18 protein-coding genes are annotated in these 23,033 nt (G+C 71.6%); 9 read left to right on the plus strand and 9 right to left on the minus strand.

Features of this window, described 5'->3' with window-relative positions; genetic code table 11:
* Nucleotides 1–240 precede the first annotated feature (240 nt).
* The 4 genes from K4G64_RS18380 (at nucleotide 241) to K4G64_RS18395 (ending at nucleotide 4,761) form a co-directional block, all read left to right on the plus strand.
* Nucleotides 241–1,392: a Gfo/Idh/MocA family protein gene (locus tag K4G64_RS18380; protein ID WP_221757101.1), complete on the plus strand. Its 1,152-nt coding sequence runs from the start codon at nucleotides 241–243 to the stop codon at nucleotides 1,390–1,392.
* Nucleotides 1,389–2,540, plus strand: coding sequence for a dihydrodipicolinate synthase family protein (locus K4G64_RS18385; RefSeq protein WP_221757102.1), 1,152 nt, complete (start codon nucleotides 1,389–1,391; stop codon nucleotides 2,538–2,540). Before K4G64_RS18380 ends, K4G64_RS18385 begins: the two co-directional genes overlap by 4 nt.
* Before the next feature lie 32 nt (nucleotides 2,541–2,572).
* A complete protein-coding gene (locus K4G64_RS18390; protein ID WP_221757119.1) occupies nucleotides 2,573–3,370 on the plus strand; it encodes a sugar phosphate isomerase/epimerase in 798 nt (265 codons plus the stop codon).
* 206 nt (nucleotides 3,371–3,576) lie between these two features.
* Nucleotides 3,577–4,761, plus strand: coding sequence for a hypothetical protein (locus K4G64_RS18395; RefSeq protein ID WP_221757103.1), 1,185 nt, complete (start codon nucleotides 3,577–3,579; stop codon nucleotides 4,759–4,761).
* On the opposite strand, the gene K4G64_RS18400 is transcribed toward K4G64_RS18395, so the two are convergent.
* Nucleotides 4,727–5,653: an EamA family transporter gene (locus K4G64_RS18400; protein WP_221757104.1), complete on the minus strand. Its 927-nt coding sequence runs from the start codon at nucleotides 5,651–5,653 to the stop codon at nucleotides 4,727–4,729. The two genes, K4G64_RS18395 and K4G64_RS18400, sit on opposite strands and share 35 nt — an antisense overlap.
* A gap of 114 nt (nucleotides 5,654–5,767) precedes the next feature.
* Between K4G64_RS18400 and K4G64_RS18405 the strand changes: the two genes are divergently transcribed.
* The 3 genes from K4G64_RS18405 to K4G64_RS18415 all read left to right on the plus strand — a co-directional run bounded on the left by K4G64_RS18405 (nucleotide 5,768) and on the right by K4G64_RS18415 (nucleotide 9,629).
* Nucleotides 5,768–6,685 (plus strand): LysR family transcriptional regulator, encoded by a 918-nt coding sequence (locus K4G64_RS18405; RefSeq protein WP_221757105.1) that lies wholly within the window; start codon nucleotides 5,768–5,770, stop codon nucleotides 6,683–6,685.
* Between the two features lie 330 nt (nucleotides 6,686–7,015).
* Nucleotides 7,016–8,848 carry a glycoside hydrolase family 3 protein gene (locus K4G64_RS18410; RefSeq protein ID WP_221757106.1) on the plus strand — a complete coding sequence of 611 codons (1,833 nt, stop codon included), beginning with the start codon at nucleotides 7,016–7,018 and terminating at the stop codon, nucleotides 8,846–8,848.
* Nucleotides 8,849–8,963: 115 nt separating this feature from the next.
* A complete protein-coding gene (locus K4G64_RS18415; RefSeq protein WP_221757107.1) occupies nucleotides 8,964–9,629 on the plus strand; it encodes a hypothetical protein in 666 nt (221 codons plus the stop codon).
* Between the two features lie 23 nt (nucleotides 9,630–9,652).
* Here K4G64_RS18415 and K4G64_RS18420 read toward each other — a convergent pair whose 3' ends face one another.
* From K4G64_RS18420 to K4G64_RS18435, 4 genes are all read right to left on the minus strand, one after another.
* A complete protein-coding gene (locus K4G64_RS18420) occupies nucleotides 9,653–10,198 on the minus strand; it encodes a hypothetical protein (protein WP_260460615.1) in 546 nt (181 codons plus the stop codon).
* Nucleotides 10,199–10,297: 99 nt separating this feature from the next.
* Nucleotides 10,298–11,725, minus strand: coding sequence for a S28 family serine protease (locus K4G64_RS18425; RefSeq protein ID WP_221757109.1), 1,428 nt, complete (start codon nucleotides 11,723–11,725; stop codon nucleotides 10,298–10,300).
* 114 nt (nucleotides 11,726–11,839) lie between these two features.
* Nucleotides 11,840–12,229, minus strand: a complete 390-nt coding sequence (locus tag K4G64_RS18430; RefSeq protein ID WP_221757110.1) for a hypothetical protein — start codon at nucleotides 12,227–12,229, stop codon at nucleotides 11,840–11,842.
* A gap of 112 nt (nucleotides 12,230–12,341) precedes the next feature.
* The gene (locus K4G64_RS18435; RefSeq protein WP_221757111.1) at nucleotides 12,342–16,061 is read right to left on the minus strand and encodes an ABC transporter ATP-binding protein; all 3,720 of its coding nucleotides are present in this window, start codon (nucleotides 16,059–16,061) and stop codon (nucleotides 12,342–12,344) included.
* A 141-nt stretch (nucleotides 16,062–16,202) separates the two neighbouring features.
* Here K4G64_RS18435 and K4G64_RS18440 point away from each other — a divergent pair, with 141 nt between their 5' ends.
* A complete protein-coding gene (locus tag K4G64_RS18440; RefSeq protein WP_221757112.1) occupies nucleotides 16,203–16,568 on the plus strand; it encodes a hypothetical protein in 366 nt (121 codons plus the stop codon).
* A 175-nt stretch (nucleotides 16,569–16,743) separates the two neighbouring features.
* Here K4G64_RS18440 and K4G64_RS18445 read toward each other — a convergent pair whose 3' ends face one another.
* The gene (locus K4G64_RS18445) at nucleotides 16,744–17,595 is read right to left on the minus strand and encodes a serine hydrolase (RefSeq protein WP_221757113.1); all 852 of its coding nucleotides are present in this window, start codon (nucleotides 17,593–17,595) and stop codon (nucleotides 16,744–16,746) included.
* Between the two features lie 350 nt (nucleotides 17,596–17,945).
* Here K4G64_RS18445 and K4G64_RS18450 point away from each other — a divergent pair, with 350 nt between their 5' ends.
* Entirely contained in the window at nucleotides 17,946–18,548 is a 603-nt protein-coding gene (locus tag K4G64_RS18450) for a hypothetical protein (RefSeq protein WP_260460616.1), read from the plus strand.
* Nucleotides 18,549–18,680: 132 nt separating this feature from the next.
* Here the strand turns inward: K4G64_RS18450 and K4G64_RS18455 are convergent, their stop codons facing one another.
* The 3 genes from K4G64_RS18455 to K4G64_RS18465 all read right to left on the minus strand — a co-directional run bounded on the left by K4G64_RS18455 (nucleotide 18,681) and on the right by K4G64_RS18465 (nucleotide 22,882).
* The gene (locus K4G64_RS18455; protein ID WP_221757115.1) at nucleotides 18,681–20,366 is read right to left on the minus strand and encodes a thiamine pyrophosphate-binding protein; all 1,686 of its coding nucleotides are present in this window, start codon (nucleotides 20,364–20,366) and stop codon (nucleotides 18,681–18,683) included.
* Entirely contained in the window at nucleotides 20,363–21,343 is a 981-nt protein-coding gene (gene speB / locus K4G64_RS18460; protein WP_221757116.1) for an agmatinase, read from the minus strand. The genes K4G64_RS18455 and speB overlap by 4 nt, the downstream gene beginning before the upstream one ends.
* Nucleotides 21,344–21,409: 66 nt before the next feature.
* On the minus strand, nucleotides 21,410–22,882 hold the full coding sequence (locus K4G64_RS18465) for a sodium:solute symporter (RefSeq protein WP_221757117.1): 1,473 nt from the start codon (nucleotides 22,880–22,882) through the stop codon (nucleotides 21,410–21,412).
* Between the last annotated feature and the right edge of the window lie 151 nt (nucleotides 22,883–23,033).

Here is a 23,033-nt window from a genome sequence, read left to right on the forward strand (position 1 = left end):
GTGTCCCGATGAACCCATGGCCAAGGTTCCGTGCAGACCTTAAGCCCCCGACCCCGTGTTGTTCGCCCCCTCGAACAACTCGTCCTGGTCACGGTCTTGTCCGGACCGAGGTTCAGAGGCTAGCTTCTTCGTATGTAGAAAGCGCTTGCTGCAACGCTCACCAGTCCACGCGCGCCCCAGAGGGTCGCCTGTGAAGGGTGGGGCGTACGCGGCGCGACGACCGCGTACGAAGGGAACGACGTGACACGCAAGACGGTGCGTATCGCCATGAACGGCGTGACCGGGCGCATGGGCTACCGCCAGCACCTGGTCCGCTCCATCCTCGCCCTGCGCGAGCAGGGTGGCCTCGACCTCGGCGACGGCACCGTGCTGTGGCCCGAGCCGATCCTGGTCGGCCGCCGGGAGCACGCGCTGAAGGCGATGGCCGAGCGGCACGGGTTGGAGCACCTCTCGACGGACGTGGACGCGGTCCTCGCCGACGAGACGGTGGACATCTACTTCGACGCGCAGGTCACCTCCGCCCGCGAGGAGGCACTGAAGAAGGCCATCGCGGCCGGCAAGCACATCTACACCGAGAAGCCGACCGCCACCGGCCTCGACGGCGCCCTGGACCTGGCCCGCCTGGCGAACGAGGCCGGCATCAAGCACGGCGTCGTCCAGGACAAGCTCTTCCTCCCGGGCCTGCTGAAGCTGAAGCGCCTGATCGACGGCGGCTTCTTCGGACGGATCCTGTCCGTGCGCGGCGAGTTCGGCTACTGGGTCTTCGAGGGCGACTGGCAGACCGCCCAGCGCCCCTCCTGGAACTACCGGTCCGAGGACGGCGGCGGCATCGTCGTCGACATGTTCCCGCACTGGGAGTACGTGCTGCACGAGCTGTTCGGCCGCGTGAAGTCCGTCCAGGCGCTCACCGCCACGCACATCCCGCAGCGCTGGGACGAGAACGACAAGCCCTACGACGCGACGGCCGACGACGCCGCGTACGGCATCTTCGAGCTGGAGGGCGGCGCGATCGCCCAGATCAACTCCTCCTGGGCCGTGCGCGTCAACCGCGACGAGCTGGTGGAGTTCCAGGTCGACGGCACCGAGGGCTCCGCCGTCGCGGGCCTGCGCAACTGCCGCGTCCAGCACCGCAGCGCCACCCCCAAGCCGGTCTGGAACCCGGACATCCCCGCCACGGAGGTCTTCCGCGACCAGTGGCAGGAGGTCCCGGACAACACCGAGTTCGACAACGGCTTCAAGGCCCAGTGGGAGCTGTTCCTGCGGCACGTCTACGCCGACGCCCCCTACCACTGGGACCTGCTGGCCGGTGCCCGCGGCGTCCAGCTCGCCGAACTGGGCCTCAAGTCCTCGGCCGAGGGCCGCCGTCTCGACGTACCGGAGATCGCACTGTGACGATCCGACTCCCCGGTGCCGGCGGGGCGTTGCGGACCTACGAGCCGCGCACCGAGCCCCTGACCGTGACCCCCGGCACGCCCTTCACCTCCCGCACGGTCTTCTCGGCCGCCCACGTCGTCGCCGATCCGTTCGCGGACGTGTCCCCGGACTCCCCGGCTGCCGTCGACTGGGACGCCACCCTCGCCTTCCGCCGCCACCTGTGGTCCCACGGGCTGGGCGTCGCCGAGGCGATGGACACCGCCCAGCGCGGCATGGGCCTGGACTGGGCGGGCGCGGCGGAGCTGATCCGCCGCAGCGCCGCCGAGGCCAAGTCGGTCGGCGGGCTCATCGCCTGCGGTGTGGGCACCGACCAGATCGCCTCCGGTTCGCTCGCGGAGGTCCGCGCGGCCTACGAGGAGCAGCTCGCCCTCGTCGAGGAGTCCGGCGCGCAGGCCATCCTGATGGCGTCCCGGGCCCTCGCGGCGGCCGCCAAGGGCCCCGAGGACTACCTGGAGGTCTACGGCCATCTGCTGCGCCAGGCCACCGAGCCGGTCGTCCTGCACTGGCTGGGCCCGATGTTCGACCCGGCCCTGGAGGGCTACTGGGGCTCGTCCGACCTGGACGCGGCGACGGACACCTTCCTGGAGGTCATCGCCGCCCACCCGGACAAGGTCGACGGCATCAAGGTCTCCCTGCTGGACGCCCGGCGCGAGATCGACATCCGCCGCCGGCTCCCCAAGGGCGTGCGCTGCTACACCGGCGACGACTTCAACTACCCCGAGCTGATCGCGGGCGACGAGCAGGGCTTCAGCCACGCGCTGCTTGGCATCTTCGACCCGCTGGGCCCGCTGGCGGCGCAGGCGGTCCGGGTCCTGGACACCGGCGACGTGAGGGGCTTCCGCGATCTGCTGGACCCCACGGTCGGGCTCTCCCGGCACCTGTTCCAGGCCCCGACCCGCTTCTACAAGACGGGCGTGGTCTTCCTGGCCTGGCTGGCCGGCCACCAGTCGCACTTCACGATGGTCGGCGGCCTGCAGTCGGCCCGCTCGCTGCCGCACTTCGCGACGGCGTACGAACTGGCCGACGGTCTGGGCCTGTTCCCCGACCCGAAGACGGCGGAGGAGCGGATGAAGACGCTGCTGAGCGTGTACGGGGTGAACCAGTGAGCGGGTCCTTGGAACGCTTCTCCATCAACCAGATGACGGTGAAGCAGCTGTCGTTGCCGGAACTGGTGGACGGCTGTGCGCGGTTGGGTATCCGCAACGTGGGGCTCTGGCGCGAGCCGGTGCGGGAGCACGGCCTGGAGGCCACGGCCAAGCTGGTCCGGGACGCGGGGCTGACGGTGACGACGCTGTGCCGGGGCGGGTTCTTCACGGCGATCGACCCGGCGGAGCGCGCCGAGGCCCTGGCCGACAACCGCCGTGCGATCGACGAGGCGGCAGCACTGGGCACGGACACGCTGGTCCTGGTCTCGGGCGGCCTGCCCGCGGGCTCGAAGGACCTGCACGGCGCCCGGGAGCGCATCGCGGACGCCCTGGCGGAACTCGGCCCGTACGCGGAGCGGCACGGCGTCCGCCTGGCGATCGAGCCGCTGCACCCCATGTACGCCTCGGACCGCTGTGTGGTGTCGACGCTGGCGCAGGCCCTGGACCTCGCGGAACGCTTCCCGGCGCAGCAGGTCGGCGTCACGGTCGACACGTACCACATCTGGTGGGACGACACCGCGCCCGCGCAGATCGCCCGGGCGGGTGCGGGCGGGCGCATCCACACCTTCCAGCTCGCCGACTGGACGACGCCCCTCCCGCAGGGTGTTCTCACCGGCCGGGGCCAGATCGGCGACGGGTCGATCGACATGCGGGAGTGGCAGGAGCACGTGGAGGCGGCCGGTTACACCGGTGCCATCGAGGTGGAGCTGTTCAACGACGTGCTGTGGGCACGGGACGGATGGGAGGTCCTGGCCGAGACGGCGCGGAGGTTCATCGAGCACACCCGCTGACCGCGCCGCTGCCCCGCCCCGCCTGCCAGGGGGCGGGGCAGCGGCATGTCCGGGCCGCGGGCCCCGCTCGAGCACGGCCCGCAGCGGCGTCCCGCGCACCCCGGCCGCTCCGGATGCACCCGTGCCCCGGGCGTGACACGCTTTTCCCACGGACTCGGCCGGTCGTACCGCTCTCGCTTCCCCTCGCCCTGATTCGGAGAGCAGCCATGGCTGACTTCCTCGTCAACACCACCAAGTCCGGCGACCAGCTCCAGCCCGCCGTCGACGCCCTGTTCGGCACCCAGTTCCTGGAGCTGTGGTCGGACGAGAGCGACTTCGTCATCAAGGGGCAGTTCCTGGGGGACGACGGCGACAAGCTCGGGGACGAGTTCGCGGTCAGTACGCAGCCCTCGGACGGGCCGGGGGTGCGGCCGTTGTGGCCCGCCGTGCTGTCCGCCGGGATCAGCGGCCAGTTCGCCGTATGGCTGGAGACCCCGCTCGGCACGCCCGGGCCCAGTCCCTCCGTGAAGCTCCAGCGGTTCACCGAGGGCCGCAAGTCCGGTCCGGAGACGCTGGTCACGGCGGACGCGGACCCGAAGGTCCGGCCGTGTCTCGCGTTCATGATCGACGGTGGTGTGCTGGTCACCTGGGCGAGCCGGCGGCCCGACCGGCGCATCCGCGCGCGGCGGTTCCACCCGGACGGCAGTGCGGCGACACCGGAGTTCACGGTCAGCACCACCGAGGGCTTCCACGAGAAGCCAGCCGCCTCCATCCTCACCAACGGCAACGTGGTCGTCGCCTGGTCGACGGACCCCTCGGCGATCGGCGGCGGCCGGCTCACCCTGCGGTTCTTCGACTTCGAGGGCAACCCGCTGGGCGGGGAGATCCAGCCCGACGTCGGCGGGTTCACCGGGGTCAACGCGATCACCCTGCTCGACAGCGGACGCTTCGTCGTCGCGCACATCGAGGGCATCCAGCCCAGCGACCTGGGCAAACCGCAGACCACGATCGCGGCGAGCATCTTCCAGCCCGACGGCACGGAGACCTTCGACATCACGGCCGGCAACCCCCGGGGCGTCACCCGGAGCTCGCCCTCCCTGTCCCGGCTGCCGAATGGACGCTTCCTGATGGCGTGGGTGGAGGAGAGCGCGGACACGCACGACACCGTGCCGACGGTGATGGCCAAGGTCTGCTCGGAGAGCCAGGGTTCACTGGGCGACCCGGTGCGGGTCAGCACGACGGACCCCGGACGGCGGTCCCACACCTGCACGGCGACGGCCTTCGGCAACGGACCGGAGAGCGTGATCGTCACCTGGGACGACGACAGCCACCTGGACGGCGACACGGGCTTCGGCGTGCGGGCCCGCACGTTCCACGTCAGCCCGCCCGGGATGCTGGTCGAGGCGTCCTAGCGACGGCGGCCGGGTCCGCGAGCACCGCGGGTGCGCTGCGGCGCGGGGTGAGGGAGGCCAGCCCCACCCCGCCCACCAGCAGCGCCGCCGCGCACCACCGCAGCGGGCTCACCGGCTCGCCCAGGAACAGGAACGCCGACGACATGCCGAACACCGGGACCAGGAGCGAGAACGGCGCCACCGTGGAGGCGGGGTGGTGGCGCAGAAGGAAGCCCCACACGCCGAAGCCGAAGACCGTGGTGATCCAGGCGACGTAGAGGACGGTGCCCGCACCCTGCCAGTCCAGGGCCCGCAGGGCGGCCAGGTCGCGCGAGGGGCCTTCGGTGAGGAGGGAGAGGGCCAGCAGGGGGAGGACCGGGACCGTGCTGACCCAGACCATGAAGTTCAGCGCGTCGGGCGGAGCCGCCTTGCGCGTGAGGACGTTCGAGGCGCCCCAGCAGGCCGCCGCCCCGACGACCAGGGCGAACGCGCCGAGCGGGCCCGCGGCGCCCTCGTCCACGGCCGCCACGGCGATGCCGGCCAGGGCGATCACCATGCCCAGCAGGCGGACGCGGGAGGGGCGTTCGCCCAGGGTCAGGGCCGCGATGGCCGCCGTGAACACCGCCTGTATCTGCAGGACCAGGGAGGACAGGCCGGCCGGCATGCCCACGTCCATGCCGACGAAGAGCAGGCCGAACTTCGCCACTCCCAGGACCAGGCCGACCGCCACGATCCACTTCCACGCCACCTTGGGGCGGCCCACGAGGAACACCGCGGGGAGCGCCGCCGCCAGGAAGCGCAGGGCGGAGAAGAGCAGCGGCGGGAAGTGGTCCAGGCCGATCTCGATGACCGTGAAGTTGACGCCCCAGACCGCGGCGACCAGGACGGCGAGGGCGAGGTGTGACGGGCGCATGCGCCGAGCATCACGCCCCGCGACCGTGAAGCACCAGCGATGATTGCTGCATGATTGGATGAAGCATCGCTAAGCAGAACCCTGAGCGGCCCGTTCAGCGGAAAGGGGCACCCCGTGCTCGACCTCCAGCGGCTGCGCGCCCTGCACGCCGTCTCCGTGCACGGCACCGTCGGGGCCGCCGCCCTCGCCCTCGGGTACACGCCCTCCGCGGTGTCCCAGCAGATCGCCAAGCTGGAGCGGGAGACCCGGACCGTGCTGCTGGAGCGGGAGGGGCGGGGCGTGCGGCTCACCGACGAGGCCCGGCAACTGGTGGTGACGGCCCAGGAGTTGCTGGCGATCGTGGAGCGCGCGGAGACCGAACTGGAGGAGCGGCGGGGCCGGCCGGCCGGGCGGCTGACGATCGCCGCGTTCGCGTCGGCGGCGCGTGGGCTGATGCCGGGTGTGCTGGCCGAGCTGGGCCACAGGCATCCCGCCCTGGACGCCCGGCTCTCCGAGGTCGACCCGCATCTGTCGGTCGACCTGGTGGCGAAGGGCGCCGTGGACCTCGCCGTCGCGCACGACTGGGACATCGCGCCGCTGCCCGCCCCGCCGGGCCTGGAGCAGGCGCTCCTCGGGGACGACCTGTGCGATCTGCTGGTCCCCGCGGGGCATCCCTTCGCCGGGCGGACGGCCGTACGGCGCGAGGAGCTCGGCGGCGAGCGGTGGATCTGCCAGCCGCCGGGGCGGGTCTGCCACGACTGGCTGCTGCGGACGCTGCGCACGGCCGGGCACGAGCCGGACATCGTCCACCAGGCCGACGAGAACCCCACCCTCGTCGCCCTGGTCGCGGCCGGGCTCGGGGTGGCGCTCATCCCGAGGCTGGGGCGCGGGCCGCTGCCCGCCGGGGTGGTGGAGGTGCCGCTCGATCCGATGCCGGTGCGGCGGCTGTACGCGCTGTGGCGGGCGGGGGCGGCGCGGCGTCCGGCCATCGCGGAGTGCGTCCGGGTGCTCGGCGAGCAGTGGCCGAAGGTGGCGGCTCATCCGCCCCGTTGAGCCCCTGGTTCCTCCCGCGTACCGACTTGCGGAATTCCGCGCCGAGTCGGGAACCCGGCCCGGACCGTCGCCGTCCAATCGCAGGCCGCCGGAGAGTCACCGCGGTGCGGTGTCGGCCCTCGCCACTGGCTGCGATCGCTGACCACCCTCTCCGCCGTACCGCGGCAGGCGGCCCCACCGCCATCGGCGCGCCCCCCTCCAACCGCGCCGGTGGCGGTCCTTCGCGGTTGCTGCGCGCTCCCTTGACTGGCAGAAACTTCCCGGATATTGGTGACCTCTTGGAAGTTTCCTTCAGTGGATCCGAGCGGATCACCTCCGGAAGGAGCGCACGTGCACGACACCGGCACGGGAAGCACGGGAAACACCGCCCAGCCCTCCAGACGCACCGTCCTCGCCGCCACGGCCGGCGTCACCGCCGCCCTCGCGGCCGCCGGGCCCGCGCACGCCGCCGCCCCGGACGACGGCCGGCTGCGCGCCCTCGTCTCCCGCATGACGCTGGAGGAGAAGGTCGGCCAGCTCTTCGTGATGCGGGTCTACGGCCACTCCGCCACCGCCCCCGACCAGGCCGACATCGACGCCAACCTCAAGGAGATCGGGGTCCGCACGGCCGCCGAGCTGCTGGCGAAGTACCGGGTCGGCGGCATCATCTACTTCGCCTGGGCGCACAACACCCGCGAGCCGCACCAGGTCGCCGACCTCTCCAACGGCATCCAGAAGGCCTCCCTGGAGCTGCCGCGCGGGCTGCCCGTGCTCATCTCCACCGACCAGGAGCACGGGATCGTCACCCGGGTGGGCAAGCCCGCGACGCTGTTCCCGGGGGCCATGGCCGTCGGAGCGGGCGGGTCGCGCTCCGACGCCCGGACGCTCGGCCGGATCGCGGGCGCCGAGCTGCGGGCGATGGGCATCCGGCAGGACTACTCCCCCGTGGCCGACGTGAACGTCAACCCGGCCAACCCGGTCATCGGCGTACGGTCCTTCGGCGCCGACCCGCGGGCGGTGTCCGCGCTGGTGGCCGCCGAGGTCGCCGGGTACCAGGGGTCCGGGGTCGCCGCGACCGCCAAGCACTTTCCCGGGCACGGGGACACCAACGTCGACAGCCACACCGGCTTCCCCACCATCACGCACAGCCGGGAGCTGTGGGAGAAGCTCGACGCACCGCCGTTCAAGGCGGCGATCGCCGCCGGCATCGACTCGATCATGACCGCGCACCTGATGGTCCCGGCTCTCGACGACTCCGGCGACCCGGCCACCCTCTCCCGCCCGATCCTCACCGGCATCCTGCGCGAACGCCTCGGCTACGACGGAGTCGTGGTCACCGACTCGCTCGGCATGGAGGGTGTGCGCAGCAAGTACGGCGACGCCCGGGTGCCGGTGCTCGCCCTGAAGGCGGGCGTGGACCAGCTGCTCAACCCGCCCGACCTCGACCTCGCCTGGAACGCCGTCCTGACCGCCGTGCGCGAGGGCGAGCTCACCGAGGCCCGGCTCGACGCGTCGATCCTGCGGGTGCTGCGGCTGAAGTCCAAGCTGGGACTGTTCCGTTCGCCGTACGTCGGCCACGGCGGGGTCGACCGGACCGTCGGGACCCGGGCGCATCTGGCGGCGGCCGACCGGATCGCCGAGCGGACGACCACGCTGCTCGTCAACGAGGGGCGGCTGCTGCCGCTGTCGCGCCGCCGGTACCCCAGGGTGCTGGTCGTCGGGGCGGACCCGGCGTCGCCGTCCGGCACGACGGGACCGCCCACGGGCGTGCTCGCGGGCGCGCTGAGCGAACTGGGCTTCACCGCCACGGCGCTGTCCACCGGCACGGCCCCGTCGGCGGCGACGATCGCGAAGGCGGTCGCGGCGGCGCGGGAGGCGGACGCGGTGGTGGCCGCCACGTACAACGTCACCGCGGGCAGCGCCCAGAAGACGCTGGTGGAGCAGCTCGTGGCGACCGGGCGGCCGGTCGTGGCGGTGGCGATCCGCAACCCCTACGACGTGGCCCAGCTGCCGTCCGCGCCGGCCTGTCTGGCCGCCTACTCCTGGACCGACGTCGAACTGCGGTCCGCCGCACGAGTGATCGCCGGGCGGGTGAAGCCACGCGGGAAGCTGCCGGTGCCGGTGCAGCGGGCGGATGATCCGGAGCAGGTGTTGTACCCCGTCGGCTACGGACTGTCGTACTAGACGTACGCCACAGCCCGGGCGCACCACCCCCAACAGGCGCAAACCGCCCCGTGTGCCTGGCGTGCGCCCGCTACGGCGGGTCACGCTTGGCGAGCACACTCGGGGGGGTACGGCGATGCGTGAGCGAAGTGGTGTGGGGGTGGTCTGTGGGCTCCTGGTCCTGCTCGGCGCGTTGCTGACCGGCTGCCAGAGTCCGGCGGGAGGCGTGGCGGAGGACGGCCGGCTGACCGAGCAGACGAGCGGGAGGGCCGGGGAGAGGGCCCCGGTGTCGCCGGCACCGACCCGGCCGTCGGGGTTCGGGGCGGTCTTCCTCGGGGTCGGCGAGTGCAGTTCGTTCGGCACGACCAGCTTCACCGAGGTGCCGTGCGCCGGTGAGCGGGCGGCGGCCCGGGTCGCGGCACGGCACGACGGCACGGTGCGGGACGGGCCGCGCTGCCCGTCGACCACCGACTTCGTGCTGCACATCAGCGAGCAGCGGCCCGGATCCGACGAGGACGGCGACGGGGCGGTCCCGCGGGGCTACGCCTGTATGCGCAACCTCCAGCCGCCGCACCCCGGTGACCCGGGCGGCGGGGGCGGGCCCCGCACGATCGTCGGCGACTGCGTCTACGGCTCCGGCGACGGGCAGGTCCGCGAGACCGCCTGCGACGGCACGGGACGGCGCGATCCGCAGTACAAGGTGATCGAGGCGGTCGCCGAGCGGGCCGACTGCCCCGGCTCGACCGCGCTGTACGTCCGGCTGGGCGGGAAGCGGCCGGTGGGATGTGCCCGGCCGTTGTGAGCGGGCGTCGGCCAACCCCCGGTTCAGCCCAACAGCCCCCTGCGTGACAGTCGCCGCCGGGCCTCGGCCATCTGGTCGCGGACGTGCTCGGGGGGCAGCTCTGCCGCCAGTCGGGCCAGTTCCTCGAAGGACGACAGATAGGTTCCGCTGGTGCCCTCGCCCCGCAGCTCCCTCTCCCGCTCCACGAACGGCCGGACGGCCTTCCAGACCGAGACGATCCGGGTGCGCAGGACCGTGACCAGCAGGGTCTGGTCGAGCAGGCCGAAGACGGCGAGGTTGGCGAACGACTGGTAGTAGTACACGACGCTGCAGAAGGCCGCCTTGGCCTCGGCAGGTAACCCGCGTACTCCGTCGGCCGGGTCGTGCTCGGCTCCGAGGCGGGTGCACACGTAGTCGTGCTGCTCGTGGAACTCCGCGGACCGGAACTCCCTGAGCAGATCGGCCAGCACCGATATGTGGTTGGCGTGCTTCGCGGTGCGGGCCTGCCGGACGCTGAACACAATGGAGGTCACCACTGCGACGACGGCGATGGCCGTGGTCACGACGTTGAAGACGACGGAACTGTCCATCCGGTCACCGTACGGAGCATTCACCCTCGGGCGCAGGGACATGCGAACCGCCCCTCGGTCCCGGAGGCGAGGGGCGGTCGGGTGCACCGCGGCGGGCGGTTACGGGCGCAGCGTCATCTCACGCTGCACGTCCCGCTTGTCGAGCTTGGCGTCGAACTTCGCCAGCGGCTTGGCCGCCTGCGGGTCGGCCTGCACCGCGCTGGGGGCGACACCGGCCCAGTCGAGGATGCGGGCGGTGGCCAGGGCCTTCTGCTCGGGCACCAGGCCCGCGACGTTGGCGCCGTGGTTCATGCCGGGGGCGGTCATGACGTAGGAGTCCTTGGCGCCCTTGCCGACGCGGAAGGGCTCAGCGCCCCACGGGTCGTTCTGGCCGTAGACGAACAGCATCTGCCGGGCGTTGTGCCGGACCCAGGTGTCCACGTCGCGCATCGCCGACGGCTGGAACTTCATCGGGATGTCCCGGGGGACGAAGTTGCGCGGCGGCTGGTAGCCGTAGCGGATGTACCGCTTCTCGACGTGCGGGAAGTGGATGGTCGGCGCGCCGAGCTGGGTGCCGGCCTGGTAGTAGTACGGCGTGTACGTGGTCAGGCCCTGGTCGGCGTAGGCGGAGAAGCCGGAGATCGTGTCGACGGAGTCCCAGATGGCCTCGTCGGTGGCGTTCTTGGCGTCGGCCGGGATCTGGTCGCAGTCGGCCAGCAGGCTGTACTGCCAGAAGCCCCACACGTAGTCGAGGACGGTCGCCTCGTAGGCCTTGTCCAGGCTGCCGATGGTGGTGAAGGTGAGGCCGTTCTCCTGCGCGAAGGCCGCGTACTTCTTCTCCAGCGGCTCGCGGCGCACCAGCGCCTCGCGCTGCACGGCGTTCAGCTTGTCGCGGCACTCCTTGGTTCCGACGCGGGCGAAGAAGCGGTCGTAGGCCGAGTCCTCCTTGTTCACCACGTCGTTGGGGGCGACATAGGCGACGACGCCGTCCATGTCCCGCGGGTAGAAGCGCTCGTAGTAGGTGGCGGTCATGCCGCCCTTCGAACCGCCGGTGGAGATCCAGTTCTTCGCGTAGATGCCTTTCAGGGCCTTGTAGACGCGGTGCTGGTCGCTGGCCGCCTGCCAGATGTCCAGCTTGGACCAGTCGGCCGGGGCGGGCCGGGAGGGGGTGAAGAAGCGGTACTCCAGGGAGACCTGGTTGCCGTCCACGATCTGGGTCGGCTCGCTGCGGCGGGGCGTGGTGGAGACGTTGTAGCCGCTGGTGAAGAACACCGTCGGGCGCGAGACGTCCTTGTGCAGCACGGTGATGCGCTGCTGGAACGTGCCCTTGGAAGGCTTGTGGTGGTCGACCGGCTGCGTGTAGTTCAGGACGAAGAAGCGGTAGCCGGTGTACGGCTTCTCCTCGACCAGGCTCATGCCCGGTATGGAGAGCAGCCTCTCCTTGATGTCGGTGGTGCCGGCGGCGTCGGCGGCGGTGGCCGCTCCCGCCGTGCCCAGTGTGCCTATGAGCACCGTGAGCGCCAGCAGCCATCTGAGCGCCTTGCGCATGCGCACTCCCCTGTGAGACAGATGTGCGCCGGAAGCTAGCGGACCAACTCACCGGAGCACCAGGGGACATAGGGAAAACCCTGTGCGCGGGGGCGTGTTCACCGGGCGCGGGTGTCAGCAGAGGATCCAGCCGGAGCTGTACTTCCCCCTGCCGACCTGCCCCTTGAGCCAGACGCAGCGGCGCCCGGCGTGCACGGTCACCGGACCCGCGTGGTGGGCGTACCTGCCCGCGTCGACGACGGGACGGTTGCCGCGCGCCTGCACGCTCACCGACATCTTCCGCGGGGCGCCGGGCCTCTTGGGGAGGGTGACGGCGCAGACGTAGCCGCCGCGCTTGTAGACGAGCACGGTCCCGGTGGAGAACGGCAGGGTGCGGACCTTGCGGCCGGGGCAGAGCGCGCCGGCGGCGTGTGCGTCACCCGGCGCCACGACGGCGAGCAGTCCGGACGCGGTCAGCACGGCCAGCCCGAGCGCGAGCCGCCGGCGTATCGCTCCACTGTGCACTGTCGTCCTCCCGTACCGCGTCCTCCGCGACCATCGGCGTACGCCTGTACGGACGCATGACGTATGTCGGACGGTTGCACGAGTGTTATGAAAACGCGGCGTGGCGACGCCGTCAGCGGGACGCGCCGACCGGCTCCTCCGGCTCGGGTGCGCCGATGAACGTACGCCACAGCTCCGCGTACCGGCCCTCGCGCGCGAGGAGTTCCTCGTGCGTGCCGTCCTCGACGACCCGGCCGTGGTCCATGACGACGACCCGGTCGGCGCGGGCGGCGGTGGTGAGGCGGTGGGCGACGACGAGGGTGGTGCGGCGGCCCGCGAGCCGGTCGGTGGCCTGGTTGACCTGGGCCTCCGTGGCCAGGTCCAGCGCGGCCGTGGCCTCGTCGAGCAGCAGCACGTCCGGGTCGACCAATTCGGCGCGGGCCAGCGCGATCAGCTGGCGCTGCCCGGCGGACAGATTGCGCCCACGCTCGGCGACCTCATGCAAGTACCCGCCGTCCAGGGTGGCGATCATGTCGTGCGCGCCGACCGCCCGGGCGGCCGCCTCGACCTGGGCGTCGGTGGCGTCCGGGCGGCCGTAGGCGATGGCGTCGCGGACGGTCCCCTGGAAGAGGTACGCCTCCTGCGGGACGACCCCCAGACGGTGCCGGTACGAGGTGAGGTCGAGGGCCCGCAGATCGGTGCCGTCGACGGTGACGCGGCCGCCGGTGGGGTCGTAGAAGCGGGCCACGAGCTTGACGAGGGTCGACTTGCCCGCGCCGGTCTCGCCGACGAAGGCGACGGTCTGCCCGGCGGGGATGCGCAGGTCGACTCCGCCCAGGGCCTCTTCATCGTCGCCGTAGGCGAAGCGCACGTCCTCGAAGGCGATCTCGCCCCGCAGCGACAGGACCTCCAGGGGCTCGTCGGCGGACTTCGTCGACGTCGGCTCCCGGAGCAGCTCCTGGATGCGGCCCAGCGACACGGTCGCCTGCTGGTAGCCGTCGAAGACCTGGGAGAGCTGCTGCACGGGCGCGAAGAACAGGTCGATGTAGAGCAGGTACGCCACCAGCGAGCCGATCGCGAGGGTCCCGTCGTCGACCCGGGCCCCGCCCACGATCAGCACGGCCGCCGCGGCCACCGAGGAGAGGAACTGCACGAACGGGAAGTACACCGAGATCAGCCACTGGCCCCGGATGCGGGCCTCGCGGTAGCTGTGGCTGCGCTCGGTGAACCGCCGCCCGCCGTCCCGCTCGCGCCGGAAGGCCTGCACGATCCGCAGCCCGGACACCGACTCCTGGAGGTCGGCGTTGACCACCGACACGCGTTCGCGGGCCAGCTCGTACGCCTTCACGCTCGCCCGGCGGAAGAAGAACGTGGCGATGATCAGCGGCGGCAGCGTGGCGAAGACGACCAGCGCCAGCTGCACGTCGATCACGAGCAGGGCGACCATGATCCCGAAGAAGGTGACGACCGAGACGAAGGCCGTGACCAGGCCCGTCTGGAGGAACGTCGACAGCGCGTCCACGTCGGTCGTCATCCGGGTCATGATCCGCCCGGTCAGCTCGCGCTCGTAGTAGTCGAGCCCGAGGCGCTGGAGCTGGGAGAAGATCTTCAGCCGCAGCGAGTACAGGACCCGCTCGCCGGTGCGGCCGGTCATCCGGGTCTCGCCGATCTGGGCCGCCCATTGCACGACCACCGTCAGCAGCCCGAGCAGGGCCGCCGCCCACACCGCGCCGAGCGCGGCCTGGGTGACGCCCGAGTCGATGCCGTGCCGGATCAGCACCGGCAGCAGCAGGCCCATGCCCGCGTCGGTGGCGACCAGGGCGAGGCTGACCAGCAGCGGCAGCCCGAAGCCGCGCAGCAGCCGGCGCAGGCCGTAGGACTCCTCCGGCTGGACGGCCTTCGCCTCGTCGACGTCGGGGACGTCGGTGGCCGGGGGGAGCGCCTCGACCTGGGCGAGCAGCTCGGGGGTGGCGGGGCTCTCCGCGAGGGCGGAGTCCTTGCGCTCGCGGTCACCGGTCCACAGCCGCGGGGTGACGCCGCGCTCGGCGTCGAACTCGGCGTCGAGCTCGTCCCTTACGGAGGTGTCCTCCCGGGGGCAGGCGGGCTGGGTGTGGCCCGGGGAGACCGCACCCAGCTCGTCGGGGTCGGTGAGCAGGCGCCGGTAGAGGGCGGAGCGCTCCTGGAGCTCTTCGTGGGTGCCGATGTCGGCGAGGCGGCCGCCGTCCAGGACGGCGATCCGGTCGGCGAGGTTCAGGGTGGAGCGGCGGTGCGCGATCAGCAGGGTCGTACGGCCCCGCATGACGCCCTTCAGGGCCTCGTGGATCTCGTGCTCGACCCGCGCGTCCACGGCGGAGGTCGCGTCGTCCAGGACCAGCAGGCGCGGGTCGCTGAGAATGGCGCGGGCCAGGGCGACGCGCTGGCGCTGTCCGCCGGAGAGGGTGAGGCCGTGCTCGCCGACGGTGGTGTCGTAGCCGTCGGGCAGCTCGGCGATGAAACGGTCCGCCTGGGCGGCGCGGGCGGCCTTCTCGATCTCCTCCTGGGTGGCGTCCGGGCGGCCGTAGGCGATGTTGTTGCGGACCGTGTCGGAGAAGAGGAAGGAGTCCTCGGGGACGAGGCCGATCGCGGCGCGCAGCGACTGTGTCGTCAGCTCGCGCACATCGTGCCCGCCGACCAGGACGGCCCCGCGGGTGACGTCGTAGAAGCGCGGCAGCAGGAGGGAGACCGTGGACTTGCCGGAGCCGGAGGAACCGACCACGGCGAGGGTCTCGCCCGGACGGATCTCGAAACTCAGCCCGTCGAGGACCGGACGGTCGGCGTCGTAGCCGAAGGAGACGTCGTCGAACTCGACCGTCGCCGGGGCGTCGGCGGGCAGGTCCTTGTGGCCGTCCTCGATCGACGGCTCGGTGTCGATCAGCTCCAGGACGCGCTCGGTGCCGGCGCGGGCCTGCTGGCCGACGGTGAGCACCACCGCGAGCATGCGGACCGGGCCGACCAGCTGGGCGAGATAGGTGGAGAAGGCGACGAACGTGCCGAGCGTGATGTGCCCGCGCACCGCGAGCCAGCCGCCGAGCGCGAGCATGGCGACCTGGCCGAGCGCGGGGACGGCCTGGAGGGCCGGGGTGTAGACGGAGTTCAGGCGGATGGTGCGCAGCCGGCCCGCGAACAGCCGGCGGCCGACCTCCCGGAGCTTGCCGGTCTCCTGCTCCTCCTGCCCGAAGCCCTTCACCACACGCACGCCGCTGACGGCGCCGTCGACCACGCCGGCGACGGCGGCGGCCTGGGCCTGGGCGTACCAGGTGGAGGGGTGCAGCCGGGTGCGGCTGCGCTTGGCGATCCACCACAGGGCGGGGGCGACGGCCAGGGCGACCAGGGTGAGCGGCACGGACAGCCACGCCATGATCACCAGGGAGATCAGGAAGAGCATGAAGTTCCCGATGGTCATCGGGAGCATGAAGAGCAGGCCCTGGATCAGCTGGAGGTCGCTGGTGGCGCGGCCGACGACCTGGCCGGTGGACAGCTCGTCCTGGCGGCGGCCGTCGAGCCGGGTGATCGTGCCGTACATCTCGGTCCGCAGGTCGTGCTGGACGTCGAGGGCGAGACGGCCGCCGTAGTAGCGGCGGACGTAGGTGAGGACGTAGACGACCAGGGCGGCGGCGACGAGAAGGCCGGCCCAGGTGGTCATGTCCCTGGTGTGGTCGCTGACGACGTCGTCGATGATCACCTTGGTGATCAGCGGGACGAGGGCCATCACGGCCATGCCGGCCAGCGAGGATCCGAGGGCGAGTACGACGTCCTTCGGGTGGCGCCACGCATAGGCCCACAGTCGTCGTGCCCATCCCCGTTTCGGTGTCACACCGGTGCCTTCCGTCCGTCCTGAGCTGCCGGAAGGCGTCAACATGCGCGGGGGCGGATTTCATCCCGCGGCGCCGCCCGACCGACCAAGGAAGGAGGAACACCCGACCGAGGACCTAGGACCGGACTAGGGTCCCTGATCATGGTGCCCTCGTTCGTCCAGGTGTCGCGGCGGCCGCGCTTCGCGGCCGCCGAGAGTGTGGCGGCGCTGTGCGCGGCCCTGTGCTGGCGATTGCTCGCCTTCGGCATGTACGCGGAGGGATACGACCTCGATCCGAGCGCGCCGCGCCAGATGTCCGGAGATGCGGAGATCGCGCACCTGGCCCTGCTCCTCGCGGTCTCGGTGCCGGTGACCTGGTCGCTGCGTCTGCTGCCCTGGCAGCCGCTGCGCACCTTCGTGGACGCCCTCGCCGTCGTGCGGCTCGCCGCGGTGCTGCTGCTGTCGGCGGTGCTGGCTCTGGCCCTGCTCACCGGGGTCCGTGTTCCGCTGCTGGGCTGGGAGATGTGACCGGGGGAAGGGCGGCCGTTCTGCCGAGTCGGCCGTTCCGGTGAGTCGGTCACACGGAGAGCCATTCGCCCGCCTTGTGATCGTTTGCCCGGATATGGAAAACATTCTTCCCCCCGCGCTCTACACCATCCTCGCCATCGTCAGGAGGTTCCTGGACGTCCTCGGCTAGGGCCCGTCAGCTCGCCGCCAGATCCTTGTGGATGACCTTTGCCACGGCCTGGATGGTGGCGATGCCGTAGTTCATCGTGCTGTTGCCGTGGGACAGCACGGTCATCACGTAGTCGTGGCCGCCGCCCTTGAACGCGCCGACGCTGTGCACCCGCCAGCCGTTCGTGGAGCGCTGCAGCCAGCCGTTCTTGACGGCCACCGAGACGCCCGCGGGCACTCCGTACGGGGTGCCCCAGCGCTGGGACGAGACGACCTGGCCCATCAGCTTGACGATGTAGGCGCGGGAGTTGTCGCTGAGGACCGCGTTCTTGGCGGTGAGGAGCTTCAGCAGCTTCTGCTCGTCGGTGACGGTGATCTGCGTCAGACCCCAGTAGCCGTTCGCGCCGGGCTTGGTCTGGGTCATGCCGGCGGCGCTGAGGAAGCCCTTGATCTTCGTCATGCCGAGCTGCTTCCACAGCGTGGAGGTCGCCGCGTTGTCCGACTTGGTGATCATCGCCTTCGCGAGGGTGTTCTCACGGTCGGTGAGGTACCGGTTCGTCTTCTTCGCGTCCCACAGCAGCGCGGCGAGGACGGTGACCTTGACGACACTGGCCGAGTCGTAGGCGGAACTCGCGCGCAGGGTGCAGGTGGTGTTGGTGCTGCGGTCGTAGAGGCCGACGGCGACCGTGCCCTTGCGGGTGGCGAGCGCGGCGGTGATGTCCTTCTTCAGCTTGGCGGCGAGCCCGGCCTTGGCGGACGTGCAGGTCACGGCCGGCGGGGCAGCGGCGGCGGGGGTGGCGGTGGCGACGAGCGGCACGAGAACGCCCGTACCCACGGCCGCCGCGAGCACTCTCGCGCGGCGGGATATCCCAGAAGTCATGCCACCCATGACTTCCGGACCCGGGCGAATGGTTGTAGGGGTGGTGAAGGCTTGTACGAGTCGTTACCGGAGGCCGAGCCGGAAGGCCTGGCGCAGCACCGCGATGAAGGAGAGCGACTACAGCAACAGTACGAGTACGGACTCCGGCAACGGCTCCGAATCCTCTTCGCAGTCCGGCCAGTCGGCCGTCTACCGCCTGGACGCGTCCGACGTCAGCCGACCCGACGCGCCCGCACACCGTCGAACGGCCCCGGCCACTCGGTCCGGGGCCGTTCCCGCGTCCCCGATCATGTACACCGGTGTCCGGCGAACGGGTGAAGGGAAACGCAGCGGTGGGCTACTGCCTCGAGATGAGCACCGGCGACATGAGAACGGTGGTGCGGCTGCTCACGGCAGTGGAGCGGACCGAGCGGCAGGAGCGCACACTCGCCCGGGTGCGCACGGAGTGCGAGCGCACCGATGCCCGCTTCCGGGAGCAGGGCATCGACCTCGACGTCTCCATCAGCCGGGCCCTGGACGAGCTGATCGACGGCACCCCGAGCACCGATCTCTGCCCCGCGTACAGCTACGCCTTCTACCAGGCCGTAGCGGCGCACTTCTCCGACCCCACCGACCTCGGCGCCTGGCGCCGGCCGGTGTGGTTCCGCGCCATGGACGACGAACTGGCCCGGCACGGCGTGCCGTTCGACCTCCTTCCGGGCACGTTCCTGTTCAGCGGCCCGCCGCTGCGGCTGCCCCACCCCGGCGACGCGGTGCCCGCGATCGGCACGCTGCCGGCCGGCCGTGCCGCCGACCTCGCCGAGGCCTACACGCGCGTACTGGACCGCCTCGACCCCGAATTCCGGGGCGCGGCCCGCCGGTTCATCGACGCCATGCGGTTCGAGGCGCAGGAGTGGGAGAGCGCGCGGCAGCTCGGGACCAACCCGGACACGCTGCTCTTCTGGTTCCACTGACCGTTCCTGATCAGTGAGCAGGTGGGGGGCGGGATCCCTCACGCCCAGGGGCACGCGGGACGGCCGCCGACCGCCACGTCCTCATCGTCGCCGCGATGGTCCGCGACGGCCTGAAGTCCGCCGGGACCTCGCTCACCCCAGGTGCGTCGGCGCGAACATCCGCAGCACGGCCGGGAGCAGGACCACCGAAGGCCCGGGCTCCGCGAGCGCCTTGGCGAGGTCCTGCTCCAGGGTCTCCGGGGTCGTCCGGACCCCGGGGACGCCGAAGGACTCCGCAAGGGCCACGTAGTCGGGCCGGGCCAGTTCCGTCGCGGTCGCCTCGCCGAAGGCGTCGTTCATGTACTCGCGCAGGATGCCGTAGCCGCCGTCGTCCACGATGAGCCAGGTGACGTTCAGGTCGTACTGGCGGGCCGTCGCCAGCTCGGCGATGGAGTACAGGGCCCCGCCGTCGCCGGAGACGGCGAGGACCGGCCGGGTCGGATCGGCCGCCGCCGCGCCCAGTGCCGCGGGGAAGGCGTAGCCGAGGCCGCCCGCACCCTGGGCGGAGTGCATGTGGTTGGGACCCTTGGCGTCGAAGGCCGACCAGGCCCAGTACGCCAGGATCGTCATGTCCCAGAAGGACGGGGAATTCGCGGGGAGCGCGCTGCGGACGGACGCCAGCACGTCCTGCTCCAGGGTGAGTTCCTGGGACGCGAGGCGCTCGCCGACCTTCGCCAGGACCTCCCGGACCCGGTCCTCGGCCGTCGCGTCCTCACGGGCCGGCGCCGTCTCCAGCAGCGCCTGCAACGCGAGGCGGGCATCCGCGTGGATGCCCAGCGCCGGGTGGTTGGACTCCAGCTTGCCGAGGTCGGCCTCGATCTGGACGACCCGGCCGCGTGGCTTGAACGTGTGGTAGTTCGAGGAGAGTTCACCGAGGCCGGAGCCGACGACCAGGAGGACGTCGGCATCCTCCAGGAAGTCGGTGGTGTGCCGGTCCTCGATCCACGACTGGAGCGACAGCGGGTGGTTCCAGGGGAACGCGCCCTTGCCGCCGGGGGTGGTGACCACCGGTGCCTGGATCAGCTCGGCGAGCTGCCGCAGCTTGCCGGAGGCGTCCGCCCGGACCACTCCCCCGCCCGCGATGATCGCCGGGCGTTCGGCATGAGACAGCAAGTGGGCGGCCACTGCGGTCAGTTCGGGGCGCGGCGGCAGCTCCTCGGGGAAGGCGTCGCCGCCGGTCACGACCGGGATCGCCGTCTCGGCGAGCAGCACGTCCTGCGGGATCTCCACCCACACCGGGCCGTGCGGGACGGTCAGCGCCGACGTCCAGGCCGCCTCGATCGCGGAGGGGATCTGGGACTGGGTGCGGACGGTGTGGACGGACTTGACCACGCCGCGGAACGAGGCGGCCTGGTCCGGGAGTTCGTGGAGGTAGCCGTGCCGGCCGCCGCCCAGGCCCGCCGTCGGGACCTGGCTGCTGATCGCCAGCACGGGCGCGGAGGCCGCCGCCGCCTCCTGGAGAGCGGCCAGGGAGGTCAGGGCCCCCGGGCCGGTGGACAGCAGCAGCGGCGCGGCCTCACCGGTGATCCGGCCGTAGGCGTCCGCGGCGAACCCGGCGTTGTTCTCCACCCGCAGGCCGATGTACCTCAGGTCCGAGCGGCGCAGCGCGTCGAACATGCCGAGCGCGTGCTGGCCGGGCAGTCCGAAGACGGTCGTCGCGCCGAGCCCGGCCAGCGTCTCCACGACCAGGTCTCCGCCGTTGCGGCCGGGAGGAGGATTGAGGGCGGCCTCCGTCTGGGCGGGCGTGGGGCGCAGCACCAGGTCGTGGTCGTGAGTCACTTCGCTTCCGAGTCCTTCCGGGCCGCGGCGATCTGGCGCGACATGATCGTGGTCAGTTCGTAGGCGGTGTGGGACGCGGCCACCGACGTGATCTCCGCGTGGTCGTACGCGGGGGCCACCTCGACGACGTCGGCCGACACCAGGTTGCAGGATGCCAGGCCGCGCAGGATCTCCAGCAGTTCGCGGGAGGTCATGCCGCCGGCCTCGGGGGTGCCGGTGCCGGGGGCGTGGGCCGGGTCGAGGCAGTCGATGTCGATGGAGATGTACAGCGGCCGGTCGCCGATGCGCTGGCGGAGCTGGTCGGCGACCTCGTCGGCGCCGCGCCGGTAGACGTCGGCGGAGGTGACGATGCCGAAGCCCATCTTCTCGTCGTCGGTCAGGTCCTGCTTGCCGTAGAGCGGGCCGCGGGTGCCGACGTGGGACAGGGCGGAGGTGTCGAGGATGCCCTCCTCGACCGCGCGGCGGAACGGGGTGCCGTGCGTGTACTCGGCGCCGAAGTAGGTGTCCCAGGTGTCGAGGTGGGCGTCGAAGTGCAGCAGGGCGACCGGGCCGTGCTTCTTCGCCACCGAGCGCAGCAGCGGCAGCGCGATGGTGTGGTCGCCGCCGAGGGTCATCATGCGGGCGCCGGTGCCGAGCAGGTCGTCGGCGGCGGCCTCGACGGTCTCGACGGCCTCGTTGATGTTGAACGGGTTCACGGCGATGTCGCCGCCGTCCGCGACCTGGGCGAGGGCGAACGGGGAGGCGTCCTGCGCCGGGTTGTACGGGCGCAGCAGCCGGGACGCCTCACGGATCGCGTTGCCGCCGAAGCGGGCGCCCGGCCGGTACGAGACGCCCGAGTCGAACGGCACGCCCACGACGGCGACATCGGCCCGGCCGACCTCGTCCAGCCGGGGCAGCCGGGCGAAGGTCGCCGGCCCCGCGTACCGGGGGACGCGGGAGGAGTCGACGGGCCCGCGCGGAGTCTCGTTGCTGCTCATGAAGAAATGCTCTCTTTCCTACGCTTCATCGCGTCTGCACTGCTATGCACCGCTTGGTCTACGACTCTACTGGGAGACGGGGGCCGGTTCGGACGCGAGTTCGGAAGGCCGGCCCGCGAGACGGTCGCGCCAGGCGGTGAGGACGGCGGCGTCGGTGGCGGGGGTGGCCAGGGAGACGACCACGTAGGCGGCGAGGGAGGCCAGCAGGCCGTAGTAGACCGGCTCGTTGGCGAGGATGCCGTAGGCCGCCATCAGCACGACGACCGCGAGTCCGCCGGCCACGACGGAGGCGAGGGCGCCGTACACGGTGCCGCGCTTCCAGACCAGCCCGCCCAGGATCGGCACCAGCAGTCCGCCGACGAGGAGGTTGTAGGCGACGGTCAGGGCCTCCACGACGTTGTCGATCGCGATGGCCGTGCAGATGACCGCGAGCCCCATGATCAGGATGAAGAGACGGTTGCCCTTCACCTCGTCGTGGTCGTCCGCGTTTCCGGCCGGTGCCTTGCCGAGGCCCCGCAGCCGGGACCAGATGTCGTTGTTGGCGACGGTCGCGCAGGCGATCAGCGCGCCGGAGGACGTCGACATCACCGCGGCGAGGGCGGCGGCCAGCACCAGGCCGCGCACGCCGACGGGCAGTTCGTCCTTGACGATGGTGGCGAAGGCGTCGTCCGGGCTGCCGAGCTTGGGGTACAGCACCTTGGCCGCGGTGCCGATGACGGCACCGGCGAGGGCGTAGGCGAGGCAGTAGGTGCCGGCGACGGTGCCGCCCCACTTGGCGGTGCTGTCGCCGCGGGCGGTGAAGACGCGCTGCCAGATGTCCTGCCCGATGAGCATGCCGAAGGTGTAGATCAGCACGTAGGTGAAGATCGTCTCGCCGCCGATGCCCAGCGGGTCGAAGTACTCGGTGGGCAGCTGCGCCTTCATCTCGCTGAACCCGCCCGCCTTCACGACGGCGATGGGCAGCAGCAGGAGCAGCACGCCGATGGTCTTCACGACGAACTGCACCATGTCGGTCAGGGTGATCGACCACATGCCGCCGAGGGTGGAGTACGCGACGACGATCGAGCCGCCGAGGACGATGGCGACCATGCGGTTCATGTCGAACAGGACATCGAAGATCGTGGCGTAGGCGATGGTCGAGGTCACCGCGAGCATCAGCGTGTAGGCCCACATGACGACACCGGAGATGATCCCGGCGCGGCCGCCGCCGTAGCGCAGGTCGAGCATCTCGGAGACGGTGTAGACCTTCAGCCGGGCGATGCGGGCGGAGAAGAAGACGGACAGGGCGAGCAGGCCGAGGCCGATGGTGAAGACCATCCAGGCGCCGGACAGGCCGTACTGGTAGCCGAGGCCCACACCGCCGATGGTGGAGGCGCCGCCGAGGACGATCGCGGCCATCGTGCCGGAGTACATGGCCGGGCCGAGGCGGCGGCCGGCCACGAGGAACTCGCTCTTGGAGCGGGCGCGGCGCATGCCCCACCAGCCCATGGCCAGCATGGCGGCCAGATACACGACGATGACGGCGTAGTCGACGGCCATGAGGGCCTCCTTCGATCGGTGTCGCCGGTGGCTGACGAGGACTGACCTTAGGTGGCCGGAAAGCGACTGCGAAGTGTACGTTTCATCCATTGGAGCCGGTGCTGGATGGAGGGAACGCACACCATGCCGGATCCGGCGGTCCCGCCCACCC

The organism is Streptomyces sp. WAC04114 (genome assembly GCF_019733245.1).
Taxonomy (GTDB): domain Bacteria; phylum Actinomycetota; class Actinomycetes; order Streptomycetales; family Streptomycetaceae; genus Streptomyces; species Streptomyces massasporeus_A.

Bases quoted from the DNA above. Each gene is read 5' to 3' on its own strand.
- K4G64_RS18390 (WP_221757119.1), top strand. From the start codon at position 2,573: ATGACGGTGAAGCAGCTGTCGTTGCCGGAACTGGTGGACGGCTGTGCG.
- K4G64_RS18395 (WP_221757103.1), top strand. From the start codon at position 3,577: ATGGCTGACTTCCTCGTCAACACCACCAAGTCCGGCGACCAGCTCCAG.
- K4G64_RS18400 (WP_221757104.1), bottom strand. From the start codon at position 5,653: ATGCGCCCGTCACACCTCGCCCTCGCCGTCCTGGTCGCCGCGGTCTGG.
- K4G64_RS18415 (WP_221757107.1), top strand. From the start codon at position 8,964: ATGCGTGAGCGAAGTGGTGTGGGGGTGGTCTGTGGGCTCCTGGTCCTG.
- K4G64_RS18420 (WP_260460615.1), bottom strand. From the start codon at position 10,198: ATGGACAGTTCCGTCGTCTTCAACGTCGTGACCACGGCCATCGCCGTC.
- K4G64_RS18425 (WP_221757109.1), bottom strand. From the start codon at position 11,725: ATGCGCAAGGCGCTCAGATGGCTGCTGGCGCTCACGGTGCTCATAGGC.
- K4G64_RS18440 (WP_221757112.1), top strand. From the start codon at position 16,203: ATGGTGCCCTCGTTCGTCCAGGTGTCGCGGCGGCCGCGCTTCGCGGCC.
- K4G64_RS18445 (WP_221757113.1), bottom strand. From the start codon at position 17,595: ATGACTTCTGGGATATCCCGCCGCGCGAGAGTGCTCGCGGCGGCCGTG.
- K4G64_RS18450 (WP_260460616.1), top strand. From the start codon at position 17,946: ATGAGCACCGGCGACATGAGAACGGTGGTGCGGCTGCTCACGGCAGTG.
- speB (WP_221757116.1), bottom strand. From the start codon at position 21,343: ATGAGCAGCAACGAGACTCCGCGCGGGCCCGTCGACTCCTCCCGCGTC.
- K4G64_RS18465 (WP_221757117.1), bottom strand. From the start codon at position 22,882: ATGGCCGTCGACTACGCCGTCATCGTCGTGTATCTGGCCGCCATGCTG.